We start from the raw sequence: 14550 nt of genomic DNA on the forward strand, positions 1-14550 counted from the left end.
GGGTGCGAGCATTTCCCCCCCGTATCTGTGAGGCATAGTATAACGTCTTAAAGAATGAATGACATGGATGAATCCATCCTGCTGGAGAAAGCCCGCGCCTTTGATCTGGATGCGCTGGCGGAGGTGTATGACCGCTACAGCCCGCCAATCTACCGCTACGCCCTGCGCCTGCTGGGCGATGAGGTCCTGGCGGAGGAGTGCGTTGCCGATACCTTCCACCGTTTCCTGCTGGCGCTGCGCAACGGTGGCGGTCCAGAAAATCACCTGCAGGCGTATCTGTACCGCGTGGCGCACAACTGGATCACCGACACGTTCCGGCGCAACCCTGCCCGCTGGCTGGAGGAGAGCGATGGGGAAAGCCTTTCGGATCCTGCCATGGTTGAATCCATTGAGGCGCAGGTGCATCAACGGCTGGAACAGAACCGCGTGCGCCGCGCTTTAAGGGCGCTCACCCCGGATCAACGTCAGGTGGTGGTGCTGAAGTTCCTCGAAGGATGGGAAAACGAATCCATTGCCCGTGCCATTGGAAAGCCTGTTGGCGCGGTGAAATCTCTCCAGCATCGCGCGCTGGCTTCGCTGCGGCGGTTTCTGGACATGGAGGGTAAGGAATGAAGGACAAAGGTTCTCCTGAAGAAGCGGATGTTCTGCGGACGCTGGAAACGCTCAAAACGGTGCCGGAGCGTAGCGCTTCCTCGCACGCCCGGGGCAGGGAAAAATTCCTCGCCGAGGCGCGCTCCCTGATTGCGGAGGGCATACCCGTATCTCGACCGCCTGTTTCCCGTCTTACTGTATGGAACAGGTTATTCAGTCGAAAGGAGGTTTTTCACATGTCCCCGCTGGTCACACTGGCTTTGATTTTTTCCCTGTTGTTTGGAGGTACGGGCATTACCGCCGCGGCGGCGCAGAGCAGTCTGCCCGATGAACCCCTCTACCCGGTCAAACTGCTCACCGAGCAGGTGCGCACCGAACTGACCACCCGTGAGCAGGCGCAACTGGCGCTGATGCTCGATCTCGCCAATCGGCGCGCCGAGGAAGCCAGCCGCCTGATGGAGATGGGCAAAGCCCCATCTGAGGCGTTGCTGGCGCGCTGGCAAGCCCATCTGGAACAGGCCATGCGCCTTGCCCTGCAATCGGGCGATGAGGAAGCCCGCCAGGCGCTGGTGAGGGTGCAGGAAACCCTGCGCCAGCAGATGGAGTGGGCATCGTCACAACCCTCTCCGGCACGTCTGCAGGAGATGCTCCGTCAGCAACAGCACCTTGTAGAGGAGGGCATTGTTGAACCGGAGCAACTGCGCCAGCGCTTCCGCCAGGGTTTGCCTGTGCAAACCTCAGAGCCGGGCGGAAGCCGCAATCCGTGGACGGAAGGCACGCCCACCCCCGGTAGCGGCTACGGCCCCGGACCCGGCACGGGCGATTGCTCCGGGTGCACTCCCGCCGGAGGCAGCAGTCAAAACCCCTGGACGGATGAGACACCCACGCCCGGCAGTGGCTACGGTCCCGGACCCGGAACGGGCGATTGTCCGCAGTGCACTCCCTCCGGAGGCGGCAGTCAAAACCCCTGGACAGAAGGCACACCCACGCCCGGCAGTGGCTACGGTCCCGGTTCGGGGGGTGGCAGTCGCAAGCCGTAAAGTCTTCGGGTAGTGAAACCGGAAATGTACCATGGCAGAAACCATGGTACATTTTTTTGTGATCAGCGTTACATTCCTCTTTCCAAAACGAACCCCGAAACATTGAAATAAATGATTGAAAATATCCTATAATGAAGACGTGCTGGAGGTGGATATGACTGTGCTGGAAACCCGTTTCGACCCGCAGGTGCATGGCTTTCTGTTCTTTGAAGAGGCGTTTGAGGAGGGGCTGGAACTCTCCCTGCCTTACGAGGGTAAATTAAGCCTCGGAAAACTGGTGCGCGGACTGGCGGCAGGGATGACCTTTGCCGCGCTGGACCGCTTTCACGCCGATGGCTTTTTCCCGCTGGATCGGGCGAGCGAGGCGGTGCGGGTGTGGCTTCAACACCGTCAGGCAGATGCCCTCCCCCCTCAAACTGTGCTGGACCTGCTTCAGTTGCGCCTGATGGAAGCGCCTGCCCGCCGTGCGGCGCTGTGGCGGCGCGCCACCGGCATGGTGCGGCGGAGCATTGCCCGCGGGGAACCGCTTGCTCTTGCCCTGGTGGGCGTTGAAACCTGCGATTTTGGGGTGTTGAGAGCCTGCGAAAGCCTTGCCGAAAAAGAACTGCGCTGGTGGATCTATCTGCCCACCCTTCCGGGCCAGGAGATCCCTGTCCAGGTGCGCCTCACCCCCGATGGACTGGAATTCATCTCCAGCGAACACCGCTGGGAGGGCTTTCTGATGCTGCCGTACCATCCTCAACCGGTGCCGGCTTTCCTGCACTCCCGCGGAATGACCGGAGCGTCGGCTGAGCCTGTCGAAGCCGAACCTCTGCCCTCTGATACGCTCCGCGGACAACCGCTCGATATGGATCGAGGGATGGAGATGGCGGCAATGGCGATGGCTGAGCCCGTCGAAGCCGAAGCGGTGGGAGCCGCTCCGGCGGAAGGCGCGCCTGCCGAGGTGCAGATTCGCCTGCGCTGGCCCGTGGACAGCCGCCGCATCAACCAGTACTTTGGCGAAAACCCCGCCACCTACAAACCCTTTGGCTTGCCCGGGCATGAGGGGCTGGACCTGTATGCGCCGGATGGTGCCAACATCTATGCCGCTGCCGATGGGATGGTGGAAATGGCGGGGCATCCTTCAGGACATCCCTACGGCTTGCAGATTCGCCTGCGCCACGAGGTCAGCGGAAAGGTCTTCCGCACCATTTACGCGCATCTCTCCAAAGTTCTGGTACGCCAGAACGACGCCGTCAAAGCCGGAGATTTGATTGCCCTGGCGGATAATACCGGCAATTCGTTTGGTTCGCACCTGCACCTGACGTTGAAAATCGAAGGCGCAAAGACGCCCGGCTATCCTGCTGAAATCGTAGATCCCCTGCCGTACCTGGAGCAGGTGCCGCCGCCTCCTTCTGCGCCTGTCGAGCCGCTCCCACCCGAAAGCGGCATCGAGGTGTTCACCACAGCCCCGCTCAACCTGCGCGAAGCCCCTCACACCACTGCCGGTATCCGTGCGGGCATCCCCGCGGGCGAGCGGCTGATGACGCTGGGCGACCCCGTTCAGATTCAGGATCGCATTGGCAGAGAGGGACAGTGGCTTCAGGTACGCACGGCCGGGGGAACAGCCGGATGGGTGGCAGCGTGGTTCGTCCAGCGCGTGGATCAGACTTTACCGCCCTCGGATGTGGTGGTCTATCCGGTGGGGGCGGTTAACCTGCGTGCTGGTCCCGGTACGGGGTTCGATGTGCTTGCCGCGCTTCAACCCACCGATGCGCTCACCGTGCTGGGCAACAGCGATCTGGTGCGGGCGAAGATCGGCAGGCAGGGCGAGTGGCTTCAGGTGCAAACCGCTCAGGGGATGCGCGGTTTTGTGGCGGCATGGCTGGTGCACCTGACCGGGCAGTCGCCTGCCCCCTGCGGGGTGGTGGTGTATCCGGTGGGGGCGCTCAATGTGCGCGCCCGTCCGGCGCTGGATGCCAATGTGCTGGTGGTTGCCTCTCCCGGCGACGCGCTGGAAGTGCTGGGCGACCGTGTCGAAGCGCAGGCAAAAGTGGGTAAACAGGGTGAATGGCTGAATGTGCGCACGCCCCAGAAGTTTGTGGGTTATGTGGCGGCGTGGCTGGTGGCGGCGCAGAAACCCGCTTCTCCGGCTACCCCCGCAGAGACGCTTCTGCTCAAAGCCAGCGTGGACCTGAATTTGCGCGCGCAACCCACCCTCAACGCTCCGCGGGTGGGCGGAATCCGCACCGGTGAGACCTTCCGGGTGCTGGAAACCGACCTCACAGCGGCAGGCGCAAAGGTGGGCAAGACCGGTGAATGGATTTACGGCGAGAATCCGCAGGGGGTGCGGGGTTGGGCGGCGGCGTGGTTCCTCATCCCACGGGAACTGTAACCGGCTGGCAAAAGCGCCGGTATTTATGGTATATTCGAAGTGACTCAGGTCGGTCGGGCGATCGCGGCTGTCGGTAACCGGCAGTCGAGGAAAGTCCGCACTCCACAGGGCACGGCGCCGGGTAACGCCCGGGGGACCGTAAGGTTCCGGATAGGGCCACAGAAACATACCGCCCGCCGCTGGAGGCGGGTAAGGGTGAAAAGGTGGTGTAAGAGACCACCGGCGCGGCAGTAATGTCGCGGCCAGGCAACCCCCGCCGGGAGCAAGGCCAAGCAGAGACCGCCTCTCTTCGGAGAGTAAGGGCTGCCCGTCCAAGGGTCTCGGGTGGGCTGCATGAGCGGACGGGTGACCGTCCGCCTAGAGAGATGATCGCCGCCCTCTTTTTGGGGGTACAGAATGCGGCTTACAGACCGGCCTGAGGACTGTTTTGCGCATGCGGCGCTTTTCCCCCACTGGTATGCAGATGTGCAGAATTAAACCCTGACCTGTTTTCCACTCTTTCACCAACGGGCACATATCCATTTCCGGGCAATCTGGCAAACGAATCGCTCGAAAGATAAACCATTTTTCTGTGTCAGCCCTGATATCCGGGGGGATGCTCGATTCGGTTCAGTTGAAGAATGATTGTTATAATCAGGCTACAGGAAAAAAGATGAGGGGCATTTTTGCGTAAACTCCCTTCTGGATGGAGTGAATTGGATGAGCACAAAACACACATTAATCATTGGTAGTTCCACTGCCATGCCCGAGATTGCAGACGAATCGGTTCATTTAGTGGTGACTTCTCCACCTTATTTCAATGCTCCTTTTGACTACAAGGGACTGTATAGCACGTACCAGCACTATCTGGAGATGTTGCGGAGCGTGGCGCAGGAGGCATACCGGGTTCTGGCAAATGGTCGGATTTTTGTTCTGAACATTGATGATATGCTGGTGGACGGTGAGAAGTTTCCCATTGTTGCCGATGCCACCCGGATTTTTCTGGATGCGGGATTTCGTTACCGCGACCGCATCATCTGGAAAAAACCCGAAGGATATCTGCGCATCAGCCGAAGAAGCGGTGTTCTGCTCCAGAATCCGTACCCCATGTATTTTTATCCCGATAATCTGCTGGAAAGCATCATCATCTTCCAGAAAGGGCGTTTTGATTACAAATCTATTCCTCCAGAGATAAGGGAAGCCTCAAAAATCAACGTCAAAGAATTTCAAGAAAACAAATGGTACATGACACTCTGGGAGATGGTGAATGTGCTCCCCAATTCACCATTAGAGAAGGATATTGCGGCATTCCCGGAGGAATTACCATATCGTTGTATCCAGTTATTTTCCTATGTAGGCGAAACAGTGCTGGACCCGTTTTGTGGGAGTGGCACGACCATGAAAGTTGCCCGCCAGTTAGGACGCAACAGCATTGGGATTGAAATCAATGAATCTTTAATTCCTACCATTACCGCAAAGGTGGGCTTTGGCAACCAGCATTCATTATTCAATGGCGAAGACACTTTTGAATGCCTGATTCGTCAGGAGGAATCATAGTCATGCACATTCAGGCTGTAATTAAGGGCATTCAGTATGATCCGTTTTCAGGGAAGACATTAAACGAATACGGCATTGAAGATTTAGAGGAGGCTTTCCAAACGGACGCCTCCTTTCTTCTACGGTTTTCCGACCGCACTCAACTGGCCGTCAGTTACTGGGTATCTCCCAAGCGGACCCGTTCTTATCCATTTGCGCGGGTGTATGATACCTATGGCTTTCAGGGAAAGAAAATTACCGTGATTCCTGTGTACAAAGATGAAGGTTTTGACGGTGATCGGGATTTCCTGCAGTGGGATACTGTTTCGCTGATGAGTTTGCTGGGAGTGTATGTGATTCTGGGCTTCTACGTTCACGCAGAAAAAAGCCCCGATTATGCCCATAAAATTACCCATCAGCGATTTGACATGGATTTCATTCGGGAACAATTGAAAAATGTGCTGGCTTATCGTTCGGATGCCCTTCACTGGAATCTGGCTCAAACCGAGAATCTGGCGGACATTGGGCGACGGGCTTGCGAAGCGTATCGAAGCATCAGCGAGAAAACCGGCGTGCGCATGCACTCCTTTGAGTCTGTTGAGAGACGTATTTCCGTATTCCTGTCTGGAAGGGACTCCTTTATTTCCTTCTCTCGCCGGTTGGCTCAGAAGGCGCAGGATAGGGAATCCCGCACCAGTCAACCCAAAGAAAATCTCCAGGGAAAGAAAGCCAAAATCACCATTCGCAATTATCTGGGTGGAGCGTACTACTTCACCTGTGACGAAGTAGAAGTTCTGGATAATCGCCTTTTGCTCATTGAAGGGAAGCATAGCCGGGATGGGCATTTACCCTCACTGTCAGATATCAAAGATGGCTTGCTGAAGATGATTCTGTACACCAATTTGGAAGAAGTGTATCTGGAAGGATTACAGTACGTTCCCCAACCGGTTTTGAAGTTGACCACCGGACAACCTCTCCGGCATACGCCTCAAACTGCTCAAACCCTTAATGATTTGTTAAGAGAGGCCCAGGCGAACGGTTTTTGGGTTATGCTCAATGAAACCCTTTTAACGGAGAGATGAAGGATGAAAAAGCGTGTTCTGGTGTTGTGTACGGGCAATTCCTGCCGCTCGCAGATGGCGGAGGCACTGATTAACCACCATCTGGGTGATCGCTGGGAGGCTTTCAGCGCAGGCACTCAGCCCGCCGGCTATGTGCACCCGCTGGCGCTGAAAGCCCTTGCCGGGGTGGGGATTCATCACGAGGGCGTGTCCAAATCGGTGGATCAGTTCTACGGGCAGGACTTCGATGTGGTCATCACCGTGTGCGACGATGCCGCCGAAAACTGCCCCGTCTGGCTGGGCAGGGGCAGGCGGGTTCACATCGGTTTTCCCGACCCCGCTAAGGTGGAAGGCAGTGACGAAGAAAAGTGGCAGGCTTTTGTGCAGACCCGCGACGCCATCCGCGAGCGGGTATGCGGCTACCTTGCCGGGCTGGAGTGACGCGTTCCGCAGGCGCAGTTTCCTCAGGCTCCCCTTATGGGGAGCCTTTTTGGGGTAAAATTTGCTCCAGAATCAAACTGGAGAGAGGATTGCCCAACCCGATGAACGCAAGCCATTCCCCCAAAGCCGCCCTGCGCGGAGAACCCTCTTACGTCTGGCGCGCCGGGCAGGAACGCCGCCTGAAAATGATGCTCGCCGCCGCAGGCGAGCGCATTTCCGGGAGGGTGCTGGTGGATGGCTGTGGGGTGGGCATGTACCTTGCCCGCTTTGTCCCGCTGGCACAGCAAGCCGTGGGGCTGGATATTGAGCACGAACGCACGGTGGAGGCGCATCAATCTGCGCCGCAGGTGGTGTGCGGGGCAGGCGAAGCCCTGCCTTTCCCTGCCAACCATTTCGATTTTCTGTTAAGCCACGAGGTGCTGGAGCACGTTCAGGACGACGCGCAAGCCATCCGGGAGATGGTGCGGGTGCTTAAACCCGGCGGACGTATTGCCCTCTTCTGCCCCAACCGCGGCTATCCTTTTGAGACGCACGGCATTTACTGGCGGGGGCGCTATCATTTCGGCAACATTCCGCTGGTGAACTACCTGCCGCGGCGCTGGCGCGACCGCCTTGCCCCACATGTGCGGGTGTACACCGCAGGCGATTTACAGCGTCTCTTTGCGGGTTTACCCGTGCGGGTGGTTCAGCGCAGCATCCTTTTTGGTGCCTATGACAACATCATTGCCCGCCTGCCCGCACTGGGAAAAGTCCTGCGGGCGGTCCTGCAGGCGCTGGAAACCACCCCCCTGCGCGTGCTGGGGCTTTCCCACTTCTGGGTGATTGAGAAAATCGCCGAAGGTTCGGAAATCGCCCGGTAAACCTGCTACAGACAGCCGGCAGGTTCGGCAGAGGTGCGGTTTAAGCCCTGCGCGCCACCACAATGCTGTTGCCGCTGGTTTGCGGGTCGAAGGGCGTCCCCCCTGCTTCCATGCTTCCGCAGGTCTGCACGCTGTCAAAACCGGACTGTAGCACTGCCTCCACCAGTTCTGCCATGCGCAGCGGACGGAGCAGGGTGGCGGTGACCCTCTGCTTCCAGCCCGTTTTTTCACGCGTCAGGGTGACCATGTTGAAGCGAATCAGTCCATCGGGCAGGAAGTCGTAAAAGCGCAGGTACAGCCATTCGTTTCTGCCCCTGCGGGCGGATTGGGGTTCCATCCAGCGTTCGCCGCGCGCCAGGACAGCATCGAAGTTGCGGTTTTGCAGGATGAGTGTTCCACCCGGACGCAGGCAGGCAGCAAAATCCTCCAGCGCGCGGGTGAGATCTTGCGGGGTGAGCAGGTGCGGAAGGGAATTTCCCAGACAAATCACCCCATCGAAAGGCAGGTGAGGGGCAAAGGCGCGTGCCAGTTCGCCGAACCCCGCCGTTTCAAAGGGCAGTGCCAGGTCGGCGGCTTGCGCGTTTCGGCGGGCAAGGGCAATCATCTCCGCACTGAGATCCGCTCCGGCGGTTGCATACCCGTTGCGGGCAAGCGCAATGGCATGCCAGCCGGTGCCGCAGGCGGCATCCAGCACCCTGCCGCGGGGCAGATGCCGGAGCAGAAAGGGCAGTTCCACCTTGAGGCGCTGTTCCCAGTTGACAAAGCGGTCGTAATCTTCGCTCAGGGTATCGTACATGTCGCTCATGGGCTGATTGTACTCTGCCGGATGGCATGAAACTTTGTGCTGGCGCAAGGTGAAAGGCATGGATATGCCCTTTTCCTGAACTGCCGCGTTCGCCGCGCGCATTGCCCCCTCAAACCTTTTACGAAACGGTAATTTGATGCATTCTTGAGATGTGCAGACCGGTTAATCCTGTATAATGAAATCAGGAGGGCATGATGACCTTCGAATTTCTCTTAGATCCCAACATTGGCTTTGTTTTGTTGATTGGCGGGGTTGTGCTGGCGATACTGGCGCTGTTCATGCCGGGCACGGGCTTGCTGGAACTGGGTGCCCTGTTTGCCCTGGTTCTCGCCGGTTATACCCTCATCAACCTGCCCTTGAACACCTGGGCAATTGTCCTGTTCGTAATCGGGATCATCTTCTTTGTGCTTGCGCTCATCTGGCGCGGCTCGCGGCGCGGGTTAATCACCCTGCTGATTTCCCTGACCCTGCTGGTGGTTGGCTCGATTTTTGCCTTCCGCAGTCCTCAGGGAGGGAGCGCCGTCAACCCCGTCCTTGCCGTGCTGGTCACCGGCGGCTCGGCAGGGTTGCTGTGGTTCATGGCGCGTAAGAGCATTGACGCCGCCATTCAACGTCCCACGCACGATTATGACCGCCTGGTTGGCATGGTTGGTGAAGCCCGCACCGATATTCGCGGGCAGGGAGCCGTGTATGTGGGTGGCGAGGAGTGGACTGCCACCTGTTCGGTGTACGTTCCCGCCGGAACGCCCGTGCGCGTTCTGCGTCGGAATGGACTTGTTCTGGAAGTAGAACCCATTAAGAAGGAGGAATAAATTTATGGATGCGGCGCAACTTTCGGTGTTATGCCTGATTGGCGGCATTGGTTTTATCATCCTGATTTTCCTGTGGAATGCCATCAAGGTCGTTCCCGAGTATCAGCGTCTGGTGGTTTTCCGACTGGGACGCTGTATTGGCGACCGCGGTCCGGGGCTGGTCCTGCTCATCCCCATCATTGACCGCGCCGTGCGGGTAGATTTGCGTGAACAGGTGCGCGAGATCCCCCAGCAAACCGCCATTACCAAAGACAATGCTCCCATTTCGATTGATTTCCTGTGGTACTACAAGGTGCTCTCCCCGACCGATTCGGTCCTGCAGGTGGGCAACTTTGAGGTAGCCGCTCAGGGTATGGCGACCACCACCCTGCGCTCGGTCATCGGCGGCATTCTGCTCGATGATGTGCTCTCCGAGCGCGAGACCATCAACAACATTCTGCGCACCCGCCTGGACGAGGTGACCGGACGCTGGGGCGTCAAAGTGACCAACGTGGAAATCCGCGAGATCATCCCGCCGCGCGAGGTGCAGGAAGCCATGAACCGGCAGATGTCCGCCGAGCGCATCCGCCGTGCGGTGGTGACCGAATCGACCGGTACGCGCGAAGCCGCCATCAACGTGGCGGACGGCGAACGCCAGAGCGCCATTCTGCGCGCTGAGGGCGAAAAGCAGAGCGCCATTCTGCGCGCTGAGGGCGAAAAGCAAGCCCAGTTACTGCGCGCCGAAGGGTACGCGGCGGCGCTGGAGCGCATTTTCTCGGTGGCGCAGACCATTGACCAGAAAACCCTCACCCTGCAGTATTTTGAGACGCTCAAATCCATGGCGCAGAGTCCTTCGACCAAGTACATCTTCCCCATGGAGTTCACCAGCCTGCTGAGTTCGTTTGTATCCGGCCAGGAGAAGAAAGACTGATCTGTTCGTAAGGGGCGCCATACGGAAACGCTGACCTATCAAATCGTGGATGCAGGGATTGGGGATTTAAATGCCCTGCGCCGGTTGGAGAATGAGGTCTTCCGGCAGGATGCCTGGCCTTTGGTGGATTTGATTGCCATGCTGACCATGCCGGGGCTAGTGCGCCTCAAAGCGGTTGTGCAAAACGAGATGATTGGCTTTGTGGGTGGCGATGTCCGTCCTGCGGATCACGTGGGGTGGGTCGCCACCCTTGGCGTTCTGCCGGCTTACCGCGGCATGGGGGTAGGCAGGGCGCTCTTACACGCCTGCGAGGATCGTCTGTTCCTCAGGGTGCCGGTGGTGCGCCTGAGTGTGCGCCGTTCTAACAGGGTTGCCATTGCCCTGTACGAGTCCGAGGGGTATGAAGTGGTGGACGTCTGGCGCGGCTACTATTTCGACCGGGAGGACGCGCTGGTTTTCGAGAAAAAATTGGATTGACTTTCCCTGCGACTCGATATATACTGGATTCAAGATGCGAGGTTTGAGCGAAATCAAAAGGGGAAATTAAGGCACGCGATGCTTTCGCGTGCCTTTTTGTATTCGGAACGAATTTTTAACCTCAAGGAGTGACCCGATGGACTATGGAATGATTGGCAAGATTGAAAAAGCCAAGCGCTATGCGCAACAGCGGGAACGCTTTCACTTTAAGAGTTTTACTGTGACCATGGATGGGGAAAATAACAGCCATACCATCGAATACGCCAATGGCGAGTGGAAATGCGATTGTGACTTCTTCCAGACCCGCGGACGGTGCAGTCACACCATGGCGCTGGAGATGATCCTCGAGAACATGATTTCCTGACCGACAATCGAATAAAGAGAATGACAGAACAGGGCGCGGAAATGGCGCCCTGTTTTTTGCGCTTAATCAAAGTTAAACCGGATGAATGTGGGATAATTTGGTTAAAATGTGATTAATTCTTTCATCTCATTCTTAATCTCAGGAGGTGTATGAGGCTTCCCATTATTGTTGGCGTGATTTGCCTGATTGCCGTTCTTGGGGTGGGCATGTGGGTGAGCAACTTCACCGTGTACCTCGGCGACGACCCTACCACCTGCAACAACTGCCATGTGATGGACGATGCGTACGAGGGCTGGTACCATGCCGGGCATAAAGCCTGGGCAACCTGCAATGACTGCCACACCCCCCACGCGCTCATCCCCAAATATCTGGTCAAGGCGCGCTCCGGTTTCAATCATGTGACCGCCTTTACTCTGGGGCACGTTCCTTCTCCCCTGCGTGCCAAACCGTCCACCGATCGCATTATCCAGGAGAACTGCATCCGCTGTCATGAAGACACGGTGGAAACCATCATGGCAGGTCCCATGCAGGAAGATCGGTACTGCTTTGAGTGCCACCGTTCCGTTGCCCACGGACCGCGCGGCATTTCCATTCTTCCCTATCAGGATAAAACCCGCTAAACAACCATCCAAGGAGAGTGTATGAAGAAATTTACCGGAACCACCCTCATTCTCACCGGCATCATCGTGGTGCTGAGCGCCCTGCTGATTGGCGTGTTGATTTTCCTGCGCAATCAACCTGCGCCTCAACGTGGGGTCATGCCGGTGGTCAAAATTGCCGCCATGGAACCCGATAGTTCCATCTGGGGGCAGAACTTCCCCAATCAGTACTCCACCTTCATGATGACCGAAACCAACAACACCCGTACCCCTTACGGCGGCTCCGAGCCGTACGAAAAACTGGAGAAAGACCCCATGCTCAAGATTCTCTTTGCGGGAAATCCTTTTTCCAAAGGGTACGGGGAAGACCGCGGGCATGCCAACTCACTGACCGATGTGGAGAACACCCCGCGCCTTTCGGATAAGACCCCCGGCACCTGCTATTCCTGCAAGAGCGCCGACAGCCCCAGACTGTGGAGCGAGATGGGCATGGCGGAGTACGACAGGACCCCCTTCAAGCAACTGGGGGAGAAGATTAATCATCCTGTCGGGTGCGCCAACTGCCATGACGCCGAGACCATGCGCCTGATCGTTACCAACCCCGCGCTGGAAGAAGCCCTGAAGGAACAGGGCAAGGACTGGCGCACCTTCTCGCGCCAGGAGATGCGCTCGCTGGTGTGCGCCAACTGCCACGTGGAGTACTACTTCACCAAAGAGGGCAGTTACCTCACCTTCCCGTGGGACAAAGGCACCACCGTGGAAGCCATGGAAGCCTATTACGATGAAATTGGCTTTTCCGACTGGAAACATGCCGAATCGGGCGCCAGCATGATCAAGATGCAGCACCCCGAATACGAAATGTACACCGCCAACAGCACCCACTACAAAGCCGGGGTTGCCTGCGCCGACTGCCACATGCCCTACATGCGTGACGGCGCGGCAAAGTTCTCCAGCCACAACGTCAAAAGCCCATTGCTTGACCCGGCGCGTTCCTGCGGCACCTGCCATACCGATGTTAACTACGTGGTGGAGCGGGTGAGCATCATCCAGAAGAGCGTTTACGACACCATGCAGAATACCGAAAAGGCGCTGGTGGCGGCAATCAATGCCATCAAGACGGCGTCTGAAAATCCCAATGCCGACCAGAGCAAACTGGAAGAAGCCCGCAAACTGCACCGCGCCGCGCAACTGCGCTGGGATTACGTGGCGGCGGAGAACAGCATGGGCTTCCACAACCCCACCGAAGCCCTGCGCATCCTTGCCGCGGCAACCGACCTGGCGCGTCAGGCGGAACTGACTGCCCTGCAAGCCGTACAGGTTGCCAGCAAGTAGGTCCCCTTTTACAGGAATCAAAAACGCTCCCGTCAAGCCGACGGGAGCGTTTGCTGTTGTGAAACCGTTTATGGACCGGTCACGGTGGGCAGGCCCGCCGCCGACCAGGCTTTGATGCCGCCGCTCATGCTGGTGACGGCGGTAAACCCGGCCTGCTTGAGAATATCGCGCCCTTCCTGACTGCGGTTGCCCGAACGGCAGTACACCACAATTTTCTGATCGCGGGGCAGTTCGTTCACCCGACTTGCCAGTTCTCCCAGCGGGATGAGCGTTGCGCCGGGGATGTGGTACTCATTCCATTCTTCCGGCTCACGCACATCCAGCACAAAAGCGCCTTCCTCGCGCAGTTGGGCGGCTTCCTGAACGCTGATCTCGGCGGGCAGGGTTGCCTGACGGTCGGGCTGAGCCAGCGTGGCGATGGCGATGGCGCCAAACCCCACCACCACCCCAAGGATCAACCATGCCCACCAGGGAAACCCCTGCCGCGGGACGGATTTTTTCGTCTGTACCGGTTTTTTTCGTGTCATTTTTCCCTCACACTCACCTTCGAGGCTGATACAATCATTGTATCTGTTGTTGAGATGCAAAGCAAAGGAAAAGGTTACACAACGGGAGGTCTGCATGGCATCCATGGGTGTGATCACGGCGCTGTTGCTGACTGCCACACTGGTATGTGTGGTGCTGGTGGCAGGTCTCAGCCGTGTGCGTGTGCTGGTGTGGGCGGTGCTGGGGGCGGTGGTACCGCTTTTGCCGATGGCGTACCTGCTCAACCGCTTCATCCGTGCACCTTTCTTTGATTATCTGGGCACGCAGGCAAACCTGCCGCCGTTTCTGGGCGCCGACCTGCCGTGGTGGTTTCTGGGGTTGTGGTGGCTCTTTCCGCCCTTGCTGGAGGAGTGGGTTAAGGCGCTGGTGTTGCTCTTCCCCCCTGCCCGCCAGTTGCTTCAGGAGAAGCGTTCCGCCTTTCTGGCGGGAGTTCTGGCGGGGCTGGCGTTTGCGCTGGGCGAGACTGCCTATGTCCACTGGGCGACCCCCGACCCTTCGGTGGTCATCCTTGCCGGGTATGCCGCTGAGCGGGTTGCCTTCACCCTGCTTCATGCCGCGCTGACCGCGCGGGTGGCAGTGGGGCTGGCGCAGGGCGGCGGGCAAGCCCTGCGCGTCTTTCTGGGCGCTGCCGGACTGCATGCGCTGGCGGTGCTGGGCATTGTCCTCATGCAAATCGGCTGGCTGGAACCGCTGGCAGCGCTGATTGCGCTGTGGGTGGGCGCGCTGATTGCCGCAGGCTGGAGTGCCTGGCTGGCGAGGCGGTTGTTCCGCGAGACCGTGTGAGGTCATCCCGCCGACCGGGTCAATGGCTCAAAAAACGTGC

16 protein-coding genes and 1 other RNA gene are annotated in these 14550 nt (G+C 58.2%); 15 read left to right on the forward strand and 2 right to left on the reverse strand.

The annotated features are described in order from the left end of the window. The first annotated feature begins 63 nt into the window (after nucleotides 1-63). The 8 genes from LHF31_RS08245 (at nucleotide 64) to LHF31_RS08280 (ending at nucleotide 7882) form a co-directional block, all read left to right on the forward strand. Nucleotides 64-612 (forward strand): RNA polymerase sigma factor, encoded by a 549-nt coding sequence (locus LHF31_RS08245; protein ID WP_298010685.1) that lies wholly within the window; start codon nucleotides 64-66, stop codon nucleotides 610-612. Next, a complete protein-coding gene (locus tag LHF31_RS08250) occupies nucleotides 609-1631 on the forward strand; it encodes a DUF5667 domain-containing protein (RefSeq protein ID WP_298010683.1) in 1023 nt (340 codons plus the stop codon). The genes LHF31_RS08245 and LHF31_RS08250 overlap by 4 nt, the downstream gene beginning before the upstream one ends. Before the next feature lie 154 nt (nucleotides 1632-1785). Continuing rightward, nucleotides 1786-4005, forward strand: coding sequence for an SH3 domain-containing protein (locus tag LHF31_RS08255; protein WP_303774093.1), 2220 nt, complete (start codon nucleotides 1786-1788; stop codon nucleotides 4003-4005). A 45-nt stretch (nucleotides 4006-4050) separates the two neighbouring features. Then, nucleotides 4051-4427, forward strand: an RNA gene (gene rnpB, locus LHF31_RS08260) — RNase P RNA component class A. Nucleotides 4428-4704: 277 nt separating this feature from the next. Next, nucleotides 4705-5541, forward strand: coding sequence for a site-specific DNA-methyltransferase (locus tag LHF31_RS08265; RefSeq protein ID WP_298009558.1), 837 nt, complete (start codon nucleotides 4705-4707; stop codon nucleotides 5539-5541). 2 nt (nucleotides 5542-5543) lie between these two features. Further along, nucleotides 5544-6602 carry a hypothetical protein gene (locus LHF31_RS08270; protein WP_298009555.1) on the forward strand — a complete coding sequence of 353 codons (1059 nt, stop codon included), beginning with the start codon at nucleotides 5544-5546 and terminating at the stop codon, nucleotides 6600-6602. Nucleotides 6603-6605: 3 nt separating this feature from the next. Then, nucleotides 6606-7022 carry an arsenate reductase ArsC gene (locus LHF31_RS08275; RefSeq protein ID WP_298009552.1) on the forward strand — a complete coding sequence of 139 codons (417 nt, stop codon included), beginning with the start codon at nucleotides 6606-6608 and terminating at the stop codon, nucleotides 7020-7022. 101 nt (nucleotides 7023-7123) lie between these two features. After that, on the forward strand, nucleotides 7124-7882 hold the full coding sequence (locus tag LHF31_RS08280) for a class I SAM-dependent methyltransferase (protein WP_303774097.1): 759 nt from the start codon (nucleotides 7124-7126) through the stop codon (nucleotides 7880-7882). A 40-nt stretch (nucleotides 7883-7922) separates the two neighbouring features. Here LHF31_RS08280 and LHF31_RS08285 read toward each other — a convergent pair whose 3' ends face one another. Next, nucleotides 7923-8789, reverse strand: a complete 867-nt coding sequence (locus LHF31_RS08285; RefSeq protein ID WP_298005812.1) for a bifunctional 2-polyprenyl-6-hydroxyphenol methylase/3-demethylubiquinol 3-O-methyltransferase UbiG — start codon at nucleotides 8787-8789, stop codon at nucleotides 7923-7925. An 89-nt stretch (nucleotides 8790-8878) separates the two neighbouring features. Here LHF31_RS08285 and LHF31_RS08290 point away from each other — a divergent pair, with 89 nt between their 5' ends. From LHF31_RS08290 to LHF31_RS08315, 6 genes are all read left to right on the forward strand, one after another. Next, nucleotides 8879-9499 carry an NfeD family protein gene (locus tag LHF31_RS08290; protein WP_298005810.1) on the forward strand — a complete coding sequence of 207 codons (621 nt, stop codon included), beginning with the start codon at nucleotides 8879-8881 and terminating at the stop codon, nucleotides 9497-9499. Nucleotides 9500-9503: 4 nt separating this feature from the next. Beyond that, nucleotides 9504-10409, forward strand: coding sequence for an SPFH domain-containing protein (locus LHF31_RS08295; protein WP_303774100.1), 906 nt, complete (start codon nucleotides 9504-9506; stop codon nucleotides 10407-10409). A 45-nt stretch (nucleotides 10410-10454) separates the two neighbouring features. After that, a complete protein-coding gene (locus LHF31_RS08300; RefSeq protein ID WP_298005804.1) occupies nucleotides 10455-10886 on the forward strand; it encodes a GNAT family N-acetyltransferase in 432 nt (143 codons plus the stop codon). 136 nt (nucleotides 10887-11022) lie between these two features. After that, a complete protein-coding gene (locus LHF31_RS08305; protein ID WP_298005800.1) occupies nucleotides 11023-11250 on the forward strand; it encodes an SWIM zinc finger family protein in 228 nt (75 codons plus the stop codon). A gap of 149 nt (nucleotides 11251-11399) precedes the next feature. After that, nucleotides 11400-11870 (forward strand): cytochrome c nitrite reductase small subunit, encoded by a 471-nt coding sequence (gene nrfH, locus LHF31_RS08310; protein ID WP_298005797.1) that lies wholly within the window; start codon nucleotides 11400-11402, stop codon nucleotides 11868-11870. Nucleotides 11871-11891: 21 nt separating this feature from the next. Further along, on the forward strand, nucleotides 11892-13181 hold the full coding sequence (locus LHF31_RS08315; protein WP_298005795.1) for an ammonia-forming cytochrome c nitrite reductase subunit c552: 1290 nt from the start codon (nucleotides 11892-11894) through the stop codon (nucleotides 13179-13181). A 68-nt stretch (nucleotides 13182-13249) separates the two neighbouring features. On the opposite strand, the gene LHF31_RS08320 is transcribed toward LHF31_RS08315, so the two are convergent. Continuing rightward, entirely contained in the window at nucleotides 13250-13708 is a 459-nt protein-coding gene (locus LHF31_RS08320) for a rhodanese-like domain-containing protein (protein ID WP_303774105.1), read from the reverse strand. Between the two features lie 94 nt (nucleotides 13709-13802). On the opposite strand from LHF31_RS08320, the gene LHF31_RS08325 reads away from it, so the two are divergent. Further along, complete coding sequence (locus LHF31_RS08325) at nucleotides 13803-14510, forward strand: hypothetical protein (protein WP_298007849.1); 708 nt, start codon at nucleotides 13803-13805, stop codon at nucleotides 14508-14510. Nucleotides 14511-14550: the final 40 nt, after the last annotated feature.

The sequence above is a fragment of the Anaerolinea thermophila genome (assembly GCF_020723905.1).
GTDB classification, from domain to species: Bacteria; Chloroflexota; Anaerolineae; order Anaerolineales; family Anaerolineaceae; genus Anaerolinea; species Anaerolinea thermophila_A.

Coding starts and splice junctions, on each gene's coding strand:
- LHF31_RS08285 (WP_298005812.1), bottom strand. CDS start 8,789: ATGCGCGCGGCGAACGCGGCAGTTCAGGAAAAGGGCATATCCATGCCT.
- LHF31_RS08255 (WP_303774093.1), top strand. CDS start 1,786: ATGACTGTGCTGGAAACCCGTTTCGACCCGCAGGTGCATGGCTTTCTG.
- LHF31_RS08250 (WP_298010683.1), top strand. CDS start 609: ATGAAGGACAAAGGTTCTCCTGAAGAAGCGGATGTTCTGCGGACGCTG.
- LHF31_RS08280 (WP_303774097.1), top strand. CDS start 7,124: ATGAACGCAAGCCATTCCCCCAAAGCCGCCCTGCGCGGAGAACCCTCT.
- LHF31_RS08305 (WP_298005800.1), top strand. CDS start 11,023: ATGGACTATGGAATGATTGGCAAGATTGAAAAAGCCAAGCGCTATGCG.
- LHF31_RS08245 (WP_298010685.1), top strand. CDS start 64: ATGGATGAATCCATCCTGCTGGAGAAAGCCCGCGCCTTTGATCTGGAT.
- LHF31_RS08320 (WP_303774105.1), bottom strand. CDS start 13,708: ATGACACGAAAAAAACCGGTACAGACGAAAAAATCCGTCCCGCGGCAG.
- LHF31_RS08265 (WP_298009558.1), top strand. CDS start 4,705: ATGAGCACAAAACACACATTAATCATTGGTAGTTCCACTGCCATGCCC.
- LHF31_RS08270 (WP_298009555.1), top strand. CDS start 5,544: ATGCACATTCAGGCTGTAATTAAGGGCATTCAGTATGATCCGTTTTCA.
- LHF31_RS08295 (WP_303774100.1), top strand. CDS start 9,504: ATGGATGCGGCGCAACTTTCGGTGTTATGCCTGATTGGCGGCATTGGT.
- LHF31_RS08325 (WP_298007849.1), top strand. CDS start 13,803: ATGGCATCCATGGGTGTGATCACGGCGCTGTTGCTGACTGCCACACTG.
- LHF31_RS08315 (WP_298005795.1), top strand. CDS start 11,892: ATGAAGAAATTTACCGGAACCACCCTCATTCTCACCGGCATCATCGTG.
- LHF31_RS08275 (WP_298009552.1), top strand. CDS start 6,606: ATGAAAAAGCGTGTTCTGGTGTTGTGTACGGGCAATTCCTGCCGCTCG.
- nrfH (WP_298005797.1), top strand. CDS start 11,400: ATGAGGCTTCCCATTATTGTTGGCGTGATTTGCCTGATTGCCGTTCTT.
- LHF31_RS08290 (WP_298005810.1), top strand. CDS start 8,879: ATGATGACCTTCGAATTTCTCTTAGATCCCAACATTGGCTTTGTTTTG.